At 31.5% G+C, this 20,779-nt stretch carries 18 protein-coding genes; 7 read left to right on the forward strand and 11 right to left on the reverse strand.

Translation table 11 applies throughout. From position 1 onward, the window contains the following. Positions 1 to 9: 9 nt before the first annotated feature. Both ACTG3Y_RS04145 and ACTG3Y_RS04150 read right to left on the reverse strand, forming a co-directional pair. Positions 10 to 3,033 (reverse strand): tetratricopeptide repeat protein, encoded by a 3,024-nt coding sequence (locus ACTG3Y_RS04145; protein ID WP_439151663.1) that lies wholly within the window; start codon positions 3,031 to 3,033, stop codon positions 10 to 12. A 115-nt stretch (positions 3,034 to 3,148) separates the two neighbouring features. After that, on the reverse strand, positions 3,149 to 4,750 hold the full coding sequence (locus ACTG3Y_RS04150; protein WP_439151664.1) for a hypothetical protein: 1,602 nt from the start codon (positions 4,748 to 4,750) through the stop codon (positions 3,149 to 3,151). A gap of 100 nt (positions 4,751 to 4,850) precedes the next feature. Between ACTG3Y_RS04150 and ACTG3Y_RS04155 the strand changes: the two genes are divergently transcribed. Beyond that, a complete protein-coding gene (locus ACTG3Y_RS04155) occupies positions 4,851 to 5,534 on the forward strand; it encodes a cell division ATP-binding protein FtsE (RefSeq protein ID WP_439151665.1) in 684 nt (227 codons plus the stop codon). 2 nt (positions 5,535 to 5,536) lie between these two features. Then, on the forward strand, positions 5,537 to 6,406 hold the full coding sequence (locus ACTG3Y_RS04160) for a hypothetical protein (RefSeq protein ID WP_439151666.1): 870 nt from the start codon (positions 5,537 to 5,539) through the stop codon (positions 6,404 to 6,406). 8 nt (positions 6,407 to 6,414) lie between these two features. On the opposite strand, the gene ACTG3Y_RS04165 is transcribed toward ACTG3Y_RS04160, so the two are convergent. After that, positions 6,415 to 7,236 carry a 2OG-Fe(II) oxygenase gene (locus ACTG3Y_RS04165; protein ID WP_439151667.1) on the reverse strand — a complete coding sequence of 274 codons (822 nt, stop codon included), beginning with the start codon at positions 7,234 to 7,236 and terminating at the stop codon, positions 6,415 to 6,417. A gap of 124 nt (positions 7,237 to 7,360) precedes the next feature. Between ACTG3Y_RS04165 and ACTG3Y_RS04170 the strand changes: the two genes are divergently transcribed. Continuing rightward, on the forward strand, positions 7,361 to 8,665 hold the full coding sequence (locus ACTG3Y_RS04170) for a capsular polysaccharide export protein, LipB/KpsS family (protein ID WP_439151668.1): 1,305 nt from the start codon (positions 7,361 to 7,363) through the stop codon (positions 8,663 to 8,665). Continuing rightward, positions 8,666 to 9,604 (forward strand): glycosyltransferase family 2 protein, encoded by a 939-nt coding sequence (locus ACTG3Y_RS04175; RefSeq protein WP_439151669.1) that lies wholly within the window; start codon positions 8,666 to 8,668, stop codon positions 9,602 to 9,604. 27 nt (positions 9,605 to 9,631) lie between these two features. On the opposite strand, the gene ACTG3Y_RS04180 is transcribed toward ACTG3Y_RS04175, so the two are convergent. Then, positions 9,632 to 10,726, reverse strand: coding sequence for a glycosyltransferase (locus ACTG3Y_RS04180; protein WP_439151670.1), 1,095 nt, complete (start codon positions 10,724 to 10,726; stop codon positions 9,632 to 9,634). A gap of 29 nt (positions 10,727 to 10,755) precedes the next feature. On the opposite strand from ACTG3Y_RS04180, the gene ACTG3Y_RS04185 reads away from it, so the two are divergent. After that, positions 10,756 to 11,913 (forward strand): glycosyltransferase, encoded by a 1,158-nt coding sequence (locus ACTG3Y_RS04185; RefSeq protein ID WP_439151671.1) that lies wholly within the window; start codon positions 10,756 to 10,758, stop codon positions 11,911 to 11,913. On the opposite strand, the gene ACTG3Y_RS04190 is transcribed toward ACTG3Y_RS04185, so the two are convergent. From ACTG3Y_RS04190 to typA, 7 genes are all read right to left on the reverse strand, one after another. Beyond that, positions 11,910 to 13,199: an O-antigen translocase gene (locus ACTG3Y_RS04190; RefSeq protein ID WP_439151672.1), complete on the reverse strand. Its 1,290-nt coding sequence runs from the start codon at positions 13,197 to 13,199 to the stop codon at positions 11,910 to 11,912. The two genes, ACTG3Y_RS04185 and ACTG3Y_RS04190, sit on opposite strands and share 4 nt — an antisense overlap. 10 nt (positions 13,200 to 13,209) lie before the next feature. Next, positions 13,210 to 14,517 (reverse strand): O-antigen translocase, encoded by a 1,308-nt coding sequence (locus tag ACTG3Y_RS04195; protein ID WP_439151673.1) that lies wholly within the window; start codon positions 14,515 to 14,517, stop codon positions 13,210 to 13,212. 57 nt (positions 14,518 to 14,574) lie between these two features. Continuing rightward, entirely contained in the window at positions 14,575 to 14,970 is a 396-nt protein-coding gene (locus ACTG3Y_RS04200) for a sugar 3,4-ketoisomerase (protein WP_439151674.1), read from the reverse strand. 10 nt (positions 14,971 to 14,980) lie between these two features. Then, positions 14,981 to 15,550 (reverse strand): acyltransferase, encoded by a 570-nt coding sequence (locus ACTG3Y_RS04205; protein WP_439151675.1) that lies wholly within the window; start codon positions 15,548 to 15,550, stop codon positions 14,981 to 14,983. A gap of 163 nt (positions 15,551 to 15,713) precedes the next feature. Continuing rightward, positions 15,714 to 16,802, reverse strand: a complete 1,089-nt coding sequence (locus ACTG3Y_RS04210; protein ID WP_439151676.1) for a DegT/DnrJ/EryC1/StrS family aminotransferase — start codon at positions 16,800 to 16,802, stop codon at positions 15,714 to 15,716. 8 nt (positions 16,803 to 16,810) lie between these two features. Next, entirely contained in the window at positions 16,811 to 17,758 is a 948-nt protein-coding gene (locus ACTG3Y_RS04215) for a FemAB family protein (RefSeq protein ID WP_439151677.1), read from the reverse strand. Between the two features lie 60 nt (positions 17,759 to 17,818). After that, positions 17,819 to 19,618, reverse strand: a complete 1,800-nt coding sequence (gene typA / locus ACTG3Y_RS04220) for a translational GTPase TypA (protein WP_439151678.1) — start codon at positions 19,616 to 19,618, stop codon at positions 17,819 to 17,821. A gap of 193 nt (positions 19,619 to 19,811) precedes the next feature. Here typA and ACTG3Y_RS04225 point away from each other — a divergent pair, with 193 nt between their 5' ends. Next, on the forward strand, positions 19,812 to 20,171 hold the full coding sequence (locus ACTG3Y_RS04225) for a hypothetical protein (RefSeq protein WP_439151679.1): 360 nt from the start codon (positions 19,812 to 19,814) through the stop codon (positions 20,169 to 20,171). Positions 20,172 to 20,206: 35 nt separating this feature from the next. Beyond that, the gene (locus tag ACTG3Y_RS04230; RefSeq protein ID WP_439151680.1) at positions 20,207 to 20,746 is read left to right on the forward strand and encodes a hypothetical protein; all 540 of its coding nucleotides are present in this window, start codon (positions 20,207 to 20,209) and stop codon (positions 20,744 to 20,746) included. Positions 20,747 to 20,779 lie beyond the last annotated feature (33 nt).

Below are 20,779 nucleotides of genomic sequence, written 5' to 3' on the forward strand. Positions count from 1 at the left end.
TCTAACGAATTAATTATCGCCAGTTTCGATTGATGAATTTGTTTTAGCTTCTTCCGCTTTTATATTATTTAATTCAATAGAAGCTTCATCTACAACATCGTCATATTCTGGGAAATTAGACATTACGCTTTCTAAAATATAAGTCGCTTGAAAGGCATCACCCAAAGCATAGAAATTCTTAGCCATAACTACTAATCCCTTAGCGCTATAATATTTGTAACTACTGTAATCTTTAGCTAACTTTTGAATGGTTGTGTTAGACGCTTCATATTTACCTTCCTTGTTTTTAAAGTAACCGTTATAGAATAAAGCTTCAGCCGCAACACTACCTGTTGCAATTTTCTCAACATCTGCATAAGCTGCTTTCGCTTTAGTTTTATCACCAGTTTTTATAGCTGAACGCGCTATGATAATTTTAGCATCACTCTTTACCTTATTATCTAAACTTGTATTTGTCAGCACTTTTTCAGCATAAGTATCAGCCGAAGTATAATCTTCAGCTTGATAATAGGCTTTCATTAAGTTTGATTGCGCATATAACACATTCTGTGGATAATCAGCTTCGAGATCTAAGCGTTGTAAAGTTGGAATTGCTTTTGCCCAATCTGAGTTAGATAAATAGATTTCACAGAGTTTTACAGTTGCTTGTTCTGTATATTCACTTTTAGATGCATCTACCACGTACTTGTAATGCGGTTGTGCGTTATCATATAAATCCTTTTTGTAATACAATTGTGCCAAATAAAAATGTGACTTTAAGGCATGTATTCCGTTGGGAAATTGATTTAAATATTTATTAAACTGACGTATGGCTTTGTCTGTATCATTCTCCAAATATGGTTTCTCTGCTGCTAAATACATGGTGTTATCTAGGTCTACATCAGTAACCTCAACATAATCTAATGATTGTACCCACTTTGCATATTCATCTACTCTACCTAAATCAATATAGATTAAGCGTGCTGTAGAAACAGCCTGAACCGCTTCACCTGAAGAAGGAAAATCATTAGCAACTTTTTTAAACTTATTTAATGCAAGTTCGTTGTCATTGGCATTATAATACACCAACCCTTGTCTTAATAAAGCCTTAGATGTAAATGCGCTTCTTCTATATTCGGAATTTAATCGATCGTACATCTGCATGGCCTTATCTGTATCGTTAATCTTTACATAAGTATTGGCTAACTCATACATAGCATCATCGCGTAAGGCCGATTTGGAATAACCTTCAATAAAGAATTTGAGTTCAGAAATTTTCTTTGCACTCTTACCTAAATATCCATGGCTCATAGCTTTTTGAAACGCTGCATAATCGGTTTCAATTTCGTTTATTTGAATTGCTTTATCATAAGCACTTATAGCATTCTCATATTTACTTGACACAAAATAACCATCGGCTAATCTTAAATAAGCATCATTTCTTCGAAGCCTGTCTTCACTATTCGTATTGATGAATTTTTGAAAATACTCAGTAGCTTTGTTGTAATCCTTAAGTTTAAAATAAGTGTACGCTAGGTTATAATTTAGGTTTTCATTTTCTGGTAGGCTACTAGCTTCTGGCATACCAGCAAATTGCTTAAATCCTATTAATGCATCATTATAATTAGTGAGATTATATTCTGTTTCAGCTTTCCAAAACGTTGCTTTTGCAACATAAATAGGATCTCTTGGTTCTTTTAAGGAACTATTAAACAATGCTAATGCTTCGTTATAATCCGTTTCGTTATACAATTCTATTCCTCTAAAAAATGCTACTTTTTGGTAAGCAACTTTATTTTCATAACTAGTTTTTCCTTTTAATAATTCTAAAGCTTCTTTGTTATTTTTTGAAGTGATATAAGAATCTATGAGTAAGGTTTCAATTTCTTCCTTATAACTCGTTTCAGGATATTTTTTCAGATAACCAGCTAACACCTGTGGTACGGATTGATACGGATTACCAATTTCATAACTGATTTTAGCATAGTTTAGCCAGGCATCTTCTTGTATCTTGGCATCATAATCCATTTCTGAAGCATTTCTAAAGGCATTTAAGGCTTCTTGCTTCTTGTCTAAATTAATATAGCTCTCACCTAAATGATAGTAAGCATTTTGTGCTACAGCATTATTACCATCTATAATTTTATTGAACTCTGAGATGGCCTTTTCAAAATCATTTTGCTTATAATAGGTATAACCTAGCTGATAGTAATCTGTATTATTCCATTTTCCTCTTTTACCCTTATAGGCTTGCAGATAAGGAATAGCTTCAGTGTACTTTTCAAGATTAAAATAGCTTTCTCCAATGATTTTATTGAGTTCAGATTCTTCGACACCTCTACTGTTTGGTAATTGCTCTTTTGCTAATTTAATAGCTTTTTCAAACTTTCCTAATTTAAAATTTAGATCTGCCTGATAATAGGAAAGCTTCTCTTTATACTTTTCGTTATCACTTACCTGATCAAAATATTCGTTCGCTGTATCATAATCATCTCCTTCATAAGCCATATAACCAATGTAGTACTTGGCTTGTGAACCATATTCCTTGGAGTCTACAACTCTATTTAGATATTTTGTGGCTTGCCTTTCACTACCCGTAGAATATAATGAATAGCCATAGTTAAAGTTATATCTATCGCGTTCAGAACGAGCAATACTTAACTCGTCAACCTTCTCATACCATTTTCGGGAATAGGCATATTTTGAATTTTCGAAATAATAATCAGCCACATCTAAAAATGCGGTATTGCGTTTTGTACTAGTTGGGTACTCTTCAACAAATTCTAAAATTAAATCATCTGCGTTTTTCTGATTTAAACGTACCGCACAATTAGCTATATAATACGAGCAATCTGATTGCAATATAGCATCATCTGTATTAGACTTTATATCGTCAAATAGTGACTGTGCTGCTTTATATTGTTTGTTATTATATAAGGTTAATGCTTTCTGATAGTCTTGTAAATCACTAGTGTAAATTGCAGATTTTTGAGCTACACCAAGCAAAGAAAAAGTAAGAAAAAAGATGATTAACTGTCTTTTTGAAAATAGCATTAGTTTCGTTTTTTGATTATTAATTATTGATGATTTTATATCAATTCAAATATAATTTAATACAAAACCTATAACGATAGAAATTCTGTATAATTATAAACAGTGCTATTAAATGTTAAAATAACCATCTGAATAAGCGCTCAAAAAATCCTCTCTTTTTCTTCACTGCTTCAAACTCAATTCTAAATACACCAAAGTTGTCTGCCGATTTCTTAGCTTTTGTATTATGTAATAGCATTTTTATGGCTTTCAAACCCATTGGGAACTCTATTTTTAAGTCTTTACCGACTTCACCAGACTTTACAACAACGCTTCTATTTTCAATATCATAAATCTTGTATTGCATCCCTTCTTCAATCTCATAATCGCGAAAATCTACCAATACATCCTCGCCATTTTTATCTAACAAAGCAATATTGAAGTGATTAGAATTTGAGCTAAGTGGCACAACTTTTAATACTGTATTACTCTTAAAGTTCTGTCGCAATCGCCATTTACTGTTACTGTCTAATCCAAAGGATTGTTGCCATTCAGAAAAACGATAATCCTTATCCTTGGCAATTCTAAATGCAGTACTATTCTTAGTAAAATATTGGTTATTATTTAGCAGGATTTCTTTTGTTTTCAATCCAGCAAGAGATGAAGGCTGAAAGTGTATATAACCAGCATAGATTGTATTATTTTGAATATTAGCACTCTTAGCATGATAAATATTGAACGCATTATTTTGGCCTATGATATAATTACTGGTAACGCTAACATCTTCTACCAATGAATTTTTAATAAAACCAAGTGTTAATGAAGCTGCCTTACCAGAGTTTTTATGACTTATTAAGTCTATATTATGGTAAAGTACATTACCCTTAATATTTATATGCTTCGCTACATTAATACCTTCTTTATCATTAGAAGCTACAATGATATTTCCACGATGACCACCAGATGGTATTCCGCTGTTAAAAATGATATTATCAACAACATCTATATGCTTTACAAACTCTCTTTTTCTGCCTGAACTTGCAGACCAAACTTCAATGCCTTTGTAATAGTTATTAAAAATGATAATATTTCTTATCAAACGTATTTTATCACTATAATTCTGAACATACATACCTTCACCTACACCACGTTTTGCACCTAAAAAACCATTGTTATAGATAATACAATCTTCTATAATTGTACTTCCAGTAGCTTTCCAAGAACCAAAACCTAAACCAGGAACATTATGAATAATTAAATTTTGAAACTTACAATCTTCACCAGAACTATGGTTAATACTTTCGAGAGATGGCAAACTACCATCAGTACCATTTCTTGAAAATTCGCCTAGATAAGTAACTTCAAAATTTCTATAAATCACATTCTTTCCTTTAACCTCCAAGACATAGTTCTTTGTTGAACTCACATTTCCGTTTAAAACAACTTTATCTTTTTTATATGCAGAAACAGTTACATATTTATTCTGAATAGTAGATTGTAGCTTACTTTTAAAACGACCAGTATAAATCCCTTTATGAAGCCAAATAATATCTCCACCGTTTACACGTTTTGAAGATTGAGATAAGGCAGTTTGTAAATCCCAAGGATTAGATAAAGATCCATCGCCATAAGGAGAACCTTTGATATCATTTGCATCTATCGGGAACACATGAAACTCTTGCTGCGCTAACGAACTGGAAACAAACAAGAATAGAAATATAGTAATTAAATGTCTCATGAATATAACTTTTCAATTTCCATGCTATTTTATAATTGGTATTTGGGAATTGTCTTTTTAAACAATACATTTACATTAATCTAAATTACAACAAAAAAATATGTCCGAAACAGTTTTACAACTAAAAGATGCTACGATTTTTCAAGGAGAAAGTATGGTACTATCTAATGTAAATTTTGAAATGCAAAAAGGTGATTTTGTATATCTAATTGGTAAAACTGGGAGTGGTAAAAGTAGCTTTATGAAAACACTCTATGGAGATTTAGAGTTAACCGAAGGTGAAGGTTCTGTAGTAGATTTTAACTTAAGAACTATGAAAGAAAAGGATATCCCATTTTTAAGACGTAAGCTTGGTATTGTTTTTCAGGATTTTAAGTTATTACCAGACCGTACAATCAACGGAAATTTAGAGTTTGTTTTAAAAGCAACCGGCTGGAAAGACAAAGATAAAATTAAAGACCGAATTGAAACGGTTTTGGATAAAGTTGCCATGAAGACGAAAGGTTTCAAATTTCCGCACGAGTTATCTGGTGGCGAACAACAACGTATTGCTATTGCCAGAGCCTTATTGAACGATCCAGAGTTAATTTTAGCTGATGAACCAACTGGAAATTTAGATCCACAGACCAGTATTGAAGTCATGGAAGTTCTACAAGACATTAACAAAAATGGGAATACAATTTTAATGGCAACGCACGATTATGCATTGCTTTTAAAGTATCCGAGTAAAACACTAAAGTGCAACGAAAATAAAGTTTTTGAAGTCGTACAGAGAAAACAATAACTATGGGTTTTCTTTTTAAACGCTTATCGAAAAAACGCATTTGGAATAGAATCTATAAAGAACGCCTTTCTGAACCTTTACATTTAAATTTTATAAGTCTTTTTATCTATATTTTTGGATCCTTTAGACGTAAAGTATTTTATGATTTAATTTTAAGACCGCATCACGCATTCAGTATTTTAAAAGCTGCAGACGAAGCTAAAGAAAGAGGTTTTAATGAAATCGATATTTTAGAGTTTGGTGTTGCCCATGGCAGTGGACTAATGAATATGATAAAGATTGCTGAAAGAGTTAGCAAAACCACTAAAGTTAAAATAAACATCTATGGTTTTGATACTGGTGAAGGCATGCCAGAACCTATAGATTACAGAGATCATCCTGAATATTATAATACTGGTGATTTTCCTATGAATAGGGAATTACTGGAAGGTAAAATCAATGGTAAAGCCCATCTTTTTATTGGCCCAATAAAAGAAACATTACGAGACTATTTAAAGCAAAAGTCTAAAATGTCACCTATTGGATTTGTATCTATTGATGTAGATTATTACAGCTCTACAAAAGATGTTTTTGAATTGTTTAAACATGACGCGCAATCATTTCTGCCACTAACCTATATATATTTCGATGATATTTTTATGGACAACCATAATAATAAATGTGGTGAACTTCTCGCCATTAAAGAATTTAATGAAGAAAATAAGTTGCGTAATATTGCTTATCACCGTTTTTTGGAAAATAAACGCCTATTTAAAAATTCGAATTGGATAAAACAGATTTACTTTTTACATGTTTTAGATCATGATTATCGATTTAATACAAATAGAGATGAATCAAAACGTGTATTAGATAATCCTTATTTAAATATTTAAGATGCGTCTTAATCCTTATAAATATGAGGGTTTTTTCTAATTCCTTTTTTAAATATTTTCCTTAGTAACATTCGTAAGTTTGCATCAATATCTAAAATAATATTCTTAAAGGTTTCTTCTGGTCTACCTCTGTATTTAGTCACATGAAACTTGTCGGTTTCCTTTAAAGGATCTGGACTAAAGTAATAGTTAGAAATACAACATCTAGCAGCCGATTCTGACTTTACTTTATTTACAGAATGCCAAGATGTATCATGAGTGGCCATAACTGCCAGGCGATTAAATTTACTCTCAATGACAACAGGCTCTTTTTTTGGTCCATTTGGCCAAAGCTCTAAATGTCCACCATCCTTTAATTCCCAATTTGGTGTAACATAATACAACAAATTAAATACGCGCCATCGCTCTCTTTCGGCATCATGAGAATTATCTAAATGTGGATTTAAAAAATTGTCTTTCGCCATTTTAGACAAACCGCCAGCATATAGTGTTTTATCTGCAAAAAGTGTATTCACATTGCAGATGTCACCAATTAACTCCACCACGCTTTTGTGTTGAAATGCATACAATACTTTTTCCAATAAAGGATGATGCTTGTTCATCTGCGCAGAAACGTATTTGTATTCTCTAATACTATTTAAACAGTGCATGTCATCTTCAGTTGGAAATACCTTATAGCATTCTGTCGCAATATCTTCAGGTAATAGATTATCTATAAAAAAGTGACCTATATTTGATTTTGTAGAATTATAGGAATCCACAAGATCTTCTTTTTGTGCCCTTATTTTATCACAAATATGCTTTACTAATTCTTCTGAAGTTATATCCAAATCAAAAACTATTTATACTACCGCAATTTAAATTAAATTCAATTAAAGCTATAGTCTTTGAGCATCATTTATAAATTAATTACATTGTACTCAAATTAATTCGTTCAGCCAACGTTAGCTATAAATGAAGATTATCTGCTTTAGTACATTCGACAAATTTTCTAGATTTTATCTTGATATTGAGCGTAACCTGAAGACCAAATATACAGGCCATATAATAGTTAAAATTTATAGCCTTTACTTTAGTGGGTTTCTCTACACTTTTCTGAGATTTAAATTTAGTAGTTGGATTTCTCTAAAGGCTTGGAGATTAGCTAGAAAAAATAAAAATCATTATAAGGAAATTATTGAAACTCAAGACCAGTATAAAGGTCTGTATTTTAATAATTTAACTAAGTTTCATGTTGCCTTAGATGACCGTATCTCAACTGAGGCCTTACAACTGCAAGCTTTGGCTTATATAGATGTTTTTGACACTATTTACAGTAAATTTCAGCCAGATTATATTATTAGTATAGGTGATTCTAGAATGTGTATAGAAATAGGTATCGCTTTAGCCAAGCTAAAAAATATCACAGTTTTTTATATAGAACAAGGACCTTTTAATACTACATTTTTTGATAATAAAGGTGTAAACGCCAACATTAGTATACGTGAAGATTTTAAAACTTTAGACTTAAAAGAAGATGCTAATTTCTCGTCTATTGCTGTAATTAACAAGACTAAAAAATACAATAGATCACCACTGTATAGAGGGTTAGATATGATAATTAAGTCACTTTTTGAAAAAACTCGTTTCTATCCTCCCGATTTAAAATTTACAGATATAAATAGCTATACATCCAAAAGGTGGATAATAAATAAGGAACACTCAAGTACATTGCATAAACCGATTTACTTACTTATCCTGCAAGTACCTTTGGATGTTAATATGATTTGTCATAGTCCTTTTTTTAAAACGCACTTGGATATCGTAAAATCAGTGTATAAAAATTTACCTGAAGGAATAGATTTAGTAATAAGGGAACATCCTCTGTACATTAAAAAATATGAATCTGAGCTCTATGATTTTGTTTCTAAGAACAATATTCTTATCGATAACTTAACGAATTTAGATGAATCATTAAAAACAGCTAAAGTTGTTATCGTAAATAATTCTACAGTAGGAATAGAAGCCCTTTTAAATTACAAAACAGTAGTTGTTTTAGGCAATGCCTTTTATGATGATAAAAAGATTGTTTTAAAACTTAAAAGTAAAGACGAATTGAAAGTAGTATTAGAGTCTGCTTTAAAATACCAGCCTAATAAAATTAATATCGATAATTTTAAGGCCTTGCTATTTAATAAGGTACTTTTGGATGGTACTATTAGTGATAAAAATCTAAAATCATCTCGTGCCATTGCAGATTATATAATTGAAGATCATTAAATGCCATTTTTCTCCGTTGTTATACCACTTTATAATAAAGCCGAATATATTTCAGCCTGCATAAACAGTGTATTGCAGCAATCGTTTAACGATTATGACGTCATTGTGGTCAATGATGGTTCTACAGATGATAGCGTGGGTATTGTTGAAGCTATTTCTTCAAATAAAATTTCTATTTTCAATCAGGAAAATTCTGGTGTTAGCATCGCCAGAAATAACGGAGTAAAATTTGCTAAAGGTGAATTCATAGCTTTTTTAGATGCAGATGACATCTGGAAAAACAACCATTTAGAAATACTTAATCAAAGTATTCAAGCCTTTCCTGATGCTGGATTGTATTGTAGTAATTACGAAATTAATTATAACGGAAACTACACTAAACCTGCACAATTAAATTTTGAATATGCCAATACTCCAATGCTGCTAAAAGATTTCTTTTTAGCGAGTTTGAAAGATACGGTTGTTTGGACGTCAGCATCTGCAATTTCCAGACAAAAATTCTTAGACATAGGTATGTTTAATCCCATTTATATTACAGGTCAAGACTTAGATTTATGGATACGAATAGCTCTAAAAGACACTATTATTTTTCATCCTGAACAAACCATGATTTATAATAAATCTATTACTGATAGCTTATCAAAATCTGAACATAACGAAGCCAGGTTTGCATTGTTTAGTTCATTTGTATTTTACGAAAATGACAATCAAAATCTTAAGCGTTATCTCGATAAAAAACGATATGGTTTAGCTTTAAGAACTAAAATACATGGTGAGTTAGAAATTTACAGAAAGACCATCAAACTAATCAATAAGAACAATTTATCTTTTAAACAAAAGACCTTTTTAAACTTACCTGGATTTATACTTGCACCACTTAACAAAATACGACCATTTATTATCTCAAATAAACTGTATTTATCGCTTTTTAAGCGTTAACTAATGATAAAATATCTTTGTGAATTTCTATATAGAGTCTAAGAGAACTTCCCATTTTCTTGAAATAGAAGCAACCAAATAAGGTTCTATACTTTTTAACGTATTCAACTTACAGTTTTGATATAAGTTTTCGTCTTCAAAAAACCGATTCATCGCATTACTAAAGGAGTCTGGATTATTATCAACCAGTAATCCGTTAAAACCATCTTTAATAATACCATATTCATAATTCTTATATTTCACACTAACCACGGGTACACCGCACGTCATAGATTCTAAAACTGTCATAGGAAAACCCTCATAACGGCTCGATAAAACTGTAAATTTTGAAGCATTTATATAGGCAAATGGATTGGTAGAAAATGGCAATACAACAACTGAATTTTCTAGCTGTAAGGCATTAATTTTTTCTATAATGAAATCCTTATCCTTTCCATCTCCCATTAGGACAAGTTTCGTTGCGTATTTCACCAAGTCCGATTTCTTATAAGCTTCTAGCAATAAAGACAGATGTTTTTGTTTTTCTTCAAACCGTCCATACCAAAATACAAATGGGGAAGTAATAGCTATGTTTTCAGATTTCAAATTATTGATGTAATCGATATCTATAGGATTATAAATAGTGGTTATATTGGTGAACCCATATTTCTCTTTGATAAGCGTTTCTATTCCTTTTGAAACAGCAACAATTTTAAAAGCCTTTTTGTAGAAAAGTTCAGTGAACCATTTTATTGACGGAAAATACCTTTCAATGGTATAATTATGTACCATATAAATAACATTTCTACCGTAAATAAACCCAGAAATGATACACTCAGACAGCGATTTAATCCGTACTCTATGGTCTATCACCACATCTATATTGTGAGTTTTGAGAAATTTTCTAAAAAGTAATAAACGATTGAAACGTCCAGAAACAGAGTCATTTTTTTCTTTAATTTCTCCTAAATTAAAAAGCGTTCCTTTAAAAGGATATTTAATACTATTCAGCACAGTTACTATGTAAACCTCATAACCAAGGTTATGCAAAAATATGGACTGCATGGCTGCTACTCGATCGGCTCCACCTTCGCTGAGAGATCTAGATACAATACAGATTCTTTTTTTATGTTTACTTTGCATAGTTAATAAATACGGCGTAAATATATTAAATGAAAAATCAACAACTAAAGGTTTTACTTTTTGGCGAGTTTAATAGAGCACAATGGAACATTAAACTTGGGCTAGAAGCACTTGGTCATCGCTGCATAGTTGTTAGTCATAGAGATGGTTTTAAAAAAGTAGATGTTGATATTGAATTAATAGATCCTTTTAGATCGACCCTTCAAAAAAAACTAAGGATTTTAATTTATAAGCTGTTTAGAATTGACATATCAGCGATTTCTATCAAAAAGCAAATTAGAGCAAAGCGAAGTGAGCTATCTGGTTTTAATGTTGTTCAGTTTGTAAATGAAGCACCTTTTGATTTTGATCGCAGATACCAAAAACAAATTTTTGATTGGATAAGCCAATGGAATAATCGTGTATTTTTACTTTCTGCCGGATTAGATTATCCCAGCGTAAAATATGCGTTTGATAAAAAATTTCGATATTCTGTTTTAACGCCATATTTTGAACATAGAGGCTCTCCATCTGATTTCTCACCAGCACTGAGCTATTTGTCAGAAGAGCATATAGAATTACATCATCATATTTTTAAGACTATTGAAGGAGTCATTTCTAATGATCTTGATTATCATCTACCACTATTGGATTATCCGAAGTATTTGGGTATGATCCCACATGCTATTAATTTATCTAAATTAACCTACAAAGAGCCTTTGATAGACGATAAGATTATTATATTTCATGGGATTAACACTTTTAACTATTATAAAAAAGGTAATGATATTTTTGATGCTGCGCTTAAGATCATTTCTGATAAATATGCTGACAAAATTGACGTTGTAATTGCAAAAAACCTACCCTATAAAGAATATATAAAGCGTTTTGACAAAGCGCATATTTTATTAGACCAGGTCTATGCTTATGACCAAGGATTCAACGCACTAGAAGCCATGGCTAAAGGTAAAGTTGTATTCACTGGTGCCGAAAAAGAGTGGTTAGATTATTATGATCTTAAGGAAGATAAGGTAGCCATAAATGCTTTACCTGATGCTGAGCAAATTGCTTATAAACTAGAATGGCTAATTAATAATCCTGAAAAAATCAAAGATATTTCGCTCAGAGGAAGAAAATTTGTAGAACAATATCATAATCATTTAGATTGTGCAAAACAGTATTTACAACTGTGGCAAAAAAATGATTAAGCCTCTTTAGGTTGTATTCTATTCATATTAATCCAAACTAATAAGGCAATGATGATAAAGCAAATAATAGATCTCACGAAGTGTGCAATAACCACACCTTCAGTGCCATAATCTGTTAAAAATATTTGAGTTAAAATGTAAAATAAAGCAAGTGATATCAACTCTGTAAACACAAAACTACGCACCAGTTTTTTAGCTAAAAACTGATATGACAAAACTAAACCTGCCAAACGTATAAAATCACCAAGCAACTGCCATTTAAATAAGGGTTCCATACCCTCAAACTCTGGATATACTATTTTAATAATATACGATCTTAGTAAATATACCAGAATCATTCCTAAACCAAATAATGGTAGAATTGATTTGTAAATGTGTAAAATTTCTTTTATAAATTCGGATTTACTATGAATACTGGCAAATTTTGGTAATACGTACAATGTAAATAAGCCAGTGGCAAATACCATATAGTTCTTAGAAATAAAGGTAATTGCTGTCCAATAACCAGCCTCATTAATGTTTATTTTGTTGGTTACCAATGTTCTAATATCTAACTCAATAAAGTTGATTAAAAATGCCGACACAAATGACATTAAGGTAAATGCAAGCAGCTGATTTTTATATCCTAAACTAAAGTTTAACCCTTTAAGGTAAAGATATTTTTTTAGCACCTTTACAAAAACAAATCCTAAAACTGTGAGCTGAATGACTGGTGCAATTGCAATGGCTATTATGACACCTTTTAAATTAGTACTATATAATCCAATTAATATAGCCACTGTTGCCAATAGATAACTAACTAATTCAATTTTTGCATAGCGTTTATAATCTGACAGGCCATTAACAACACCACTTACCATTCTATTAATGGCAATAAAAGGCACTATTACCGCTAATAATTGAAATACGTAGATATACGATTCTGAATTAAACACATAATTTGAAAAGAAACCAGCACCAAAAAATAATGTGAGTGCACTTATAACGGTTCCGGTTAAGGCAAATAATGTAGCTGTTGAAAAAAACTTGTTTAATTCTGGGTTATCGTCTTTAAATTCTGCTACATATTTTACAACACCACTAAAAGTGCCTAGTGTTGAGGTACTGGTTAGCATGGCAATTAGATTTCTGACTTGTCCAATACTAGCTATACCTGCTTCACCAACTGTAATAGCTAAAAGTCGCTGAATAAATATGGAAACTACCAATCTAATTGTAATGACAACTGCATTTAAAGAGGTTATCTTCAATACAAGGTTGTTTCCTATAAATTTTGGAAGTTTCACTTAGTCGGTTTTAATATTGGCGTTTATCGTCTTCGGTTAATACACCAAAGAGAGAACTTCCAAATATTAGTAATATTATTGCAAAATGCATAAAATAACTTAAACAATGACCCATTACAGCACCTTTAAGGCCAAATACATCGATTAAATAAATACTCGAAAAATACATTATTACAAATAAGAATATTTCAAGAATAATAAAATGAGCAAACATTTTCTTAGCCAAGAACTGATAGGCAATTACCATAGATAAGACTCTCATAAAATCACCTAATATTTGATAGCCAAATAAGTCTTCAACAGGTCTAAATTCGTCATTAAGTAAAAAACTTACTACATAAGCTCTGGTAAAATATATAATCAGCAACAGCACACCAAATAATGGCATAACAGTTTTATAAAAATTAAAAACCTCTTTTCTAAACGCTTTTTTAGAGTTTAATTCTGCAAAACGAGGCAATATATATAGCGTTACAAGAGAATTAATAAACATCAAATAATAGTCAGATATACGATTCATTGCCTCCCAATAACCAGCTTCTTTAATACCAATTTCAGTAATGAGATAATTCCGTATAATAATTAAGACAATAGGAATAGCTATGGTAGAAACCAAAGCCATAGTCATGTAAGGACTTAAGTTTTTTAAAGTACCAAAATTGAAACTACTAATCTTAATGGAAGACATTAGATTTTTTCTGTACAAAATCCCGACGATTGTAATAAGGAGATTTAGCGCTGGAGTAATAACCACAGCTACCAATGCTCCATCAATATTATTTTGCCAAATGAGCAGGAGTGTCACTAGTAAGCCTAATACCTGCCCAATAATATTTATAATCAATAGGATTTTATATTTTGAAAACCCATTCATTATTGAAAACACAAACATATTCAACGCATAAAATGGAAGAACCAGCGCTAAATATTTTATGACATAGGTGTAATCATTATAAAGAAAAATAAGGTCATTTACATATTCTGCATTATAATAACACAAAAATGACAATAGCATTGATGAGAAAAACCCAAAGTAAAAAACGGTAGATATTGTTTTGGTCAGTTCAACAACATTATTTTTAAACCTACCAATAAATTTAACCACGCCTTGGTATAAACCTGCGATGGCAAATGACTGTACTGCACTAAGAAAATTTCTAAGATTTCCGATTAGAGACATGCCTTCAGGCCCAATAAAAACCGCAATGAATTTTGTGATAATAAGTCCTGCTATTAGCTTAACACTAATGTTTGCCGTGTTTAGGTTTGCAGATTTAACTAAGACTTCAGTATTTATATAATGTAGAAACTTTTTCAATGCGTAGTAATTTAGGGCGACAATATTTCTTTTTAAAATATTGGAATAACTGGATAATTAGCTTTTAACGAAATTTAAAAATTCATTATAGTTTCTGATGTAATCGTTTTCAATATACACATCAGATGATAGCACCAAACATACACTTCCGGATGAAAAATTCTTTAACTCTCTCCAAATACCATTTAGTATTAGAAGTCCTTGGAAAGGTTTATTGAGCATAACAATTTCTTTATCCACACCATTATCTAACAATACTTCGAAACTTCCGCTTAACGCAATTAAAAATTCTTTTTGATCTTTGTGTGCATGACCACCTCTGTAAGCATCACTAGGCACATCATATAAATAATAAACACGCTTAATCTCGTATGGTAAACACTCTTTTTCGATTACCGAAATATTCCCTCGTCTATCTTCAATTTTTGGCAAATCTATCAATTGCACTTCCATATACTATGTTTTACTCCTCTATTTTATTTATAATTTTAGCTGGTATACCTGCAATGACGACGTTTGATGAAAAACTTTTTGTGACAACTGCATTAGACGCAATTACACTATTATCTCCAATAGTAAGTCCCTTTAATATCGAGACATTATTACCAATAAAAACATTCTCACCAATGATAACAGGCTGTGGATTAGGATCTGTAAGGGATCGTTTTGTTGAATTTAAGTCATGAAAATTACTATCTACAATGCTACAATTATAACCTATTAATACATTGTTTTTAATCGTAATCGCTCTTTCAGAAGTAACAGAGAACGCATTATTAATATGAACATTATCACCTATTGTAATTATCGAATCCTCCCCTCTTGCCTCTACGTAAGCATAAGTATTAAAAAAATGAGGTGAATTCATTATACCAAAAGTCACTCCCTTGCCAAAATTAATCTTCCCTTTTCCTCTAAGAACTACAGGTTGTATAGCTTTAAACTTACCAGTAATGTTCCTACAATTAGAAAAAGAACTATAGGTCAATTCTCGGAATAATAAGAACAATTTTGTGACTACCTTATTTATCATTCAAAAACTATGATTTAACCCTAAATAATCAATTCTTAAAAGTCCTAAGATACTATAATTTGGATGAATTGTGATATGCATAAACAAAAATCGGTTAAGTCATATACTATCACACCTTATATGCGAGTATAATGATTATAACAATTTTCAACTCGATAGAAATTTAATAAGAATTGATTGTTTTTATGACCTCTATAACTTCTTCGTCAGTCATTACCGGACTGATAGGTATACTTACTATAGATCTATGGATTTCTTCCGTAATAGGTAGGTCTAAATTGGAAAATTCTTTTAAAGCCTCTTGTTGATGTGGTGGCTTTGGATAATGAATTAAGAATCCTATTTTATTAGTTGTAAGATATTCAGTGAAAGCTTTCCTATCTTCTACCTGAACAGCAAAGACATGAAATACATGACCTTTTCCACCATCATAATACGGCAGTATTACTTTTTTATTTTTAATGTTTGACAGGTATTTTTTGGCGATACTTCGACGTCTTTCATTATCCTTATCTAAATGCGACAACTTAACACTTAAAAACGCAGCCTGAATCTCATCTAAACGCGAATTAATACCAATAAGGTCGTTGACATATTTAGACGATGTCCCATAATTTCTAAGCTTACGAATAATAGTTGCCAATTCTGCATTATTAGTCGTCACAGCACCACCATCTCCTAATGCTCCTATATTTTTACTGGGATAAAAACTGAATCCTGCAGCATCACTTAAATTACCAGCTCTTAGTCCATTTTTTGTTTGTGCTCCATGTGCCTGAGCAGCATCTTCAACAACTAACAACTCATTTAATTTGGCAATGTTATTTATAGCTTGCATATCTGCTAATTGCCCATATAAATGCACAACTAAAATGGCTTTAGTTTTTGCAGTTATATGTTTTTGAATCGTATCTGTAGATATATTAAACGTCTTTGGGTCTGGCTCAACAAAAATTGGTTTTAAATTAGCATGTATTACAGATAAGAAAGACGCTATATAAGTGTTCGCTGGTACCAAAACCTCATCACCTTCATTTAACTTTTTTAGCTCAATGAATGCTTTAAAAATTAAAGTTAGAGCATCTAAACCATTTGCTGTACCTACAGAAAACTTAGTTCCACAATATAGAGCATAGTCATTTTCGAATTGTTTTACCTTATTGCCTAAAATGTACCAACCAGAATCTATAAACGCGTCAAATGTGCTCTTAAACTCCTCTTCATGTCTGGCATTAATTTTATGTAAATTCAAAAACTCTATCATAAAGCAATCTTGTAGATATTTTGGGTAAAAGCCTTACAGCCTAACTCCTGTTTCTGTTTCAGCATACCTTCATTATAACCTTTTTCGCTATCGTCAGCTACTGTTCCCATTGAAAAGTAGTCTTTACCTTCCTTTTTAAAGGTATTTATTAATTCTATAAACAAATAATCTGTAGCCTTATTGTCCTCACCAATTTGAGAAGCCGCTCCGTATTGTGATTTAACAACATTGCCTTTATCAAAAATCGTAATTCCGGCAATGATTTCATTATTTAAATAGGCATTAAATTGTCTTATATGTTCAGGGAATTTATCTTTTAGATAACTTATTTCCGCTAGTGTATGAACCGGTTTAGAATTGTACTTGTTTTTTAACTTAGGGATAAGAATAGTATTCCAAAAGTCTTCAAAACTTTGGCTCTCTCTTAATTCAACTTTATTTCTAACAGCTTTTCTGTAATTCTTAAATTTAGACTTGTGAAAACTTAAATCACCCTTCAAATCTATAGCTAATGTCATATTAGATTTATAAACCTTGTATGACATTTTCTTAAGGTCTAATTGAAACGAAGGCTGTGTATAATAAAAATCTGGAAGTTGCTTTACCACGAGGGTTTTAAACGCATTAGCTTTTAAATAGTTTAAAATTTCTAGAAAAATATGCTCAAACGCTTCTAGAGTTGCTCTAGCATCAACAACAAGTCCTCCATAGGTTAATCCTTGATGGGAATGTAACTCCTTCCCTACTTTATTGGCAGGTAATACAGCGATAAGTTCATGATTATGAAAAATCAATAAGGAGTGGTCGTTGAAACGATCCTTATGATAGTCCATGAAATTACGATGAAATAAAAATGTTGTGTTTTTAGCTTCAGCTACAAAACTATTCCACAATTTAAAATCGTTTTCTGAATAAACTTCAATTTGGTAGGCATTCGGAATCATTAAATCGTTCTGATTTTTCGCAAATTAAAAATGTACGACAGAAAGATAATGATTTAATGCTTAAATTGATTTATTACGCTTACGATCTACTTCTTTTAATAAGATTTTACGTAGTCTTAAATGATTCGGAGTGACTTCAACATACTCATCTTTTTGAATATATTCTAAAGCCTCTTCTAAAGAGAATTTAATAGCGGGAACAATCTTAGCTTTATCATCTGCACCAGATGAACGAACATTGCTTAACTTTTTAGTTTTAGTAACATTCACAACCATATCGTCTCCACGAGAATTCTCTCCGATCACCTGGCCCTCGTAAATATCTTCACCTGGATCAACAAAAAACTTTCCTCTATCTTGTAATTTGTCAATAGAGTAAGGAATCGCTTGTCCGTTTTCCATAGATACTAAAGATCCATTTTGACGTTCTGGAATTCCTCCTTTAAGTGGTCTGTAATCTACAAAACGATGCGCCATAATAGCCTCACCAGCAGTTGCAGTTAACAATTGATTACGCAGACCAATAATACCACGTGATGGTACAATAAATTCACACACCATTCGATCTCCTTTGGCTTCCATACTTAGCATTTCACCTTTTCGCATGGTCACCATTTCAATGGCTTTACCAGATACTGATTCTGGTAAATCTATGGTCATATCTTCAAATGGTTCACATTTTACACCGTCGATTTCTTTAATAATTACTTGTGGCTGACCAATCTGAAGTTCGTAGCCTTCACGACGCATAGTTTCGATTAAAACCGATAAATGTAATACCCCTCGACCAAACACCATAAACTTATCAGCACTATCAGTGTCTTCTACTCTTAATGCGAGGTTCTTCTCAAGTTCTTTGGTTAAACGCTCTTTAATGTGTCTCGAGGTTACAAATTTACCATCCTTACCAAAAAATGGAGAATCATTAATTGTAAATAGCATACTCATTGTTGGCTCATCTATCGCAATAGTTTTTAGGCCTTCTGGGTTTTCAAAATCGGCGACTGTATCACCAATTTCAAATCCTTCTAAACCTACAATAGCACAAATATCACCTGGTTGTACTTCGTCTACTTTTTTACGCCCTAAACCTTCAAAGGTATGTAGTTCTTTTATCTTACTTTTTACAATAGAACCATCTCTTTTTACCAAAGAAATTTGTTGATTTGCTTTTAGTGATCCTCTTGTTAAACGTCCAATAGCAATACGGCCAGTGAATGAAGAGAAATCTAAAGATGTAATTAACATCTGAGTGGTTCCTTCCTCAATTTTTGGTTCTGGTATATGCTCAATTACCATATCTAATAATGGCTCAATATTATCTGTTGGCTTTTCCCAATCTTCACTCATCCAGTTATGCTTCGCAGAACCATAAACTGTTGGAAAATCTAATTGCCATTCTTCTGCACCAAGTTCAAACATAAGATCAAAGACTTTTTCATGAACTTCATCTGGCGTACAGTTTTCTTTATCAACTTTGTTTATAACTACGCAAGGCTTTAAACCTAAATCAATTGCTTTTTGTAATACAAAACGTGTTTGTGGCATTGGGCCTTCAAAAGCATCAACTAAAAGTAAAACACCATCAGCCATATTTAAAACACGCTCTACTTCTCCACCGAAATCGGCGTGACCTGGAGTATCAATTATATTTATTTTCGTGTCTTTATAAATTACAGACACATTCTTAGATGTAATTGTAATTCCTCGTTCTCGTTCTAAATCGTTATTGTCTAATATAAGGTCACCTGTATTTTCATTTTCACGAAACAACTGACAGTGATACATAATCTTATCTACCAAGGTTGTTTTACCGTGATCAACGTGAGCAATAATTGCAATATTTTTAATCTTCGTCATATCTTATGCTGAATTTAAGCGCGCAAAGTTACGTCTAATTATGCGCATTTCGTTAATTATATGTTATTATTTAATTATCAAACAATTTGAGTTTGTATCTTTTGTTATGTAATTGATTAATAGTAATAGCCTAATAAAATACATCAATCGCTAATTTTGGCTCTTACATCTGAACCCTATAATATAATAACAGATGAATGTAATTAGCAAGTACACCAAATTTATACCTTATTTATACTTTTTATCCGTAATCGCATATTGGTTTACGTATATAAATAAAAGTGACGGATTATCTGCTTACCCAATTCTTTTATTCGGTATTCCTTTTCTGTGGCAACTCATTAAACCGAATCGAAAACTTAATTTTTCATTAGGGATTATTTTCGTTTGCCTGTCATCTTACACCATATTGGCTTATCTATTTGATATTTTAAATATCGTTAACTGGAGTCAGTCGTCTAAAAAACTCCTATTTTATGGAGGTCTATTAGTTGTAGGAAACTTTGTGATGTCACTGTGGATCATTAGAAACAGTATTAAAAAGGTATTTTAATTTTCTATATTAGATTTCAATAAAAATTAAATACTTTGAATCTATACTACAGCATAACTATCCAAAAATTAAAACTTCTATGCCTTAATTTTATAGTTATAAGTCTAATAGGATGTTCATCTGATGATGATTGCACCAAAACCATAACAATTCCACAAGTCTACCTTGTAGGCAATCAATATTATTATAACAACATAGAACAAGAGGTTGATTGCGATTTCCCAGAGCCTGAGGAACCAGAATTAGTAGAACCTCCTCGATTAGAGAATTTTACATATGAAGTATTATCCTTGGTTTCTGAAATAAATTCAGAAAATAATACTTATACTTTACAATTTGATGTGCAACTAAACAACAATAACAACTTTGATGTTGAAGGATTACCTTATTTTACAATGTTTACAAACATTGAGTTTTCTACAGCTAGCTATATCAACAATGCTTCCAATGCCTGCTTAGACATACCAGCTAATTCTAATTGTATTTTTAGCTATGGCATACAAGAACCATTAACCGGTGCAGAAGTAACAGACAATTTTGAAATATTAAATGTTGAATATATTATCACCAATTAGAGTATCTTTGTTATCTAATTTATAAGATTTAAA

This window comes from Winogradskyella sp. (assembly GCF_965656915.1).
Taxonomy (GTDB): Bacteria; Bacteroidota; Bacteroidia; order Flavobacteriales; family Flavobacteriaceae; genus Winogradskyella.

Excerpts from the sequence above, each read along its gene's own strand:
- ACTG3Y_RS04145 (WP_439151663.1), bottom strand. The coding sequence starts at position 3,033 with ATGCTATTTTCAAAAAGACAGTTAATCATCTTTTTTCTTACTTTTTCT.
- ACTG3Y_RS04205 (WP_439151675.1), bottom strand. The coding sequence starts at position 15,550 with ATGATAAATAAGGTAGTCACAAAATTGTTCTTATTATTCCGAGAATTG.
- ACTG3Y_RS04225 (WP_439151679.1), top strand. The coding sequence starts at position 19,812 with ATGAATGTAATTAGCAAGTACACCAAATTTATACCTTATTTATACTTT.
- ACTG3Y_RS04150 (WP_439151664.1), bottom strand. The coding sequence starts at position 4,750 with ATGAGACATTTAATTACTATATTTCTATTCTTGTTTGTTTCCAGTTCG.
- ACTG3Y_RS04185 (WP_439151671.1), top strand. The coding sequence starts at position 10,756 with ATGAAAAATCAACAACTAAAGGTTTTACTTTTTGGCGAGTTTAATAGA.
- typA (WP_439151678.1), bottom strand. The coding sequence starts at position 19,618 with ATGACGAAGATTAAAAATATTGCAATTATTGCTCACGTTGATCACGGT.
- ACTG3Y_RS04155 (WP_439151665.1), top strand. The coding sequence starts at position 4,851 with ATGTCCGAAACAGTTTTACAACTAAAAGATGCTACGATTTTTCAAGGA.
- ACTG3Y_RS04160 (WP_439151666.1), top strand. The coding sequence starts at position 5,537 with ATGGGTTTTCTTTTTAAACGCTTATCGAAAAAACGCATTTGGAATAGA.
- ACTG3Y_RS04170 (WP_439151668.1), top strand. The coding sequence starts at position 7,361 with ATGAAGATTATCTGCTTTAGTACATTCGACAAATTTTCTAGATTTTAT.
- ACTG3Y_RS04215 (WP_439151677.1), bottom strand. The coding sequence starts at position 17,758 with ATGATTCCGAATGCCTACCAAATTGAAGTTTATTCAGAAAACGATTTT.
- ACTG3Y_RS04175 (WP_439151669.1), top strand. The coding sequence starts at position 8,666 with ATGCCATTTTTCTCCGTTGTTATACCACTTTATAATAAAGCCGAATAT.
- ACTG3Y_RS04200 (WP_439151674.1), bottom strand. The coding sequence starts at position 14,970 with ATGGAAGTGCAATTGATAGATTTGCCAAAAATTGAAGATAGACGAGGG.
- ACTG3Y_RS04180 (WP_439151670.1), bottom strand. The coding sequence starts at position 10,726 with ATGCAAAGTAAACATAAAAAAAGAATCTGTATTGTATCTAGATCTCTC.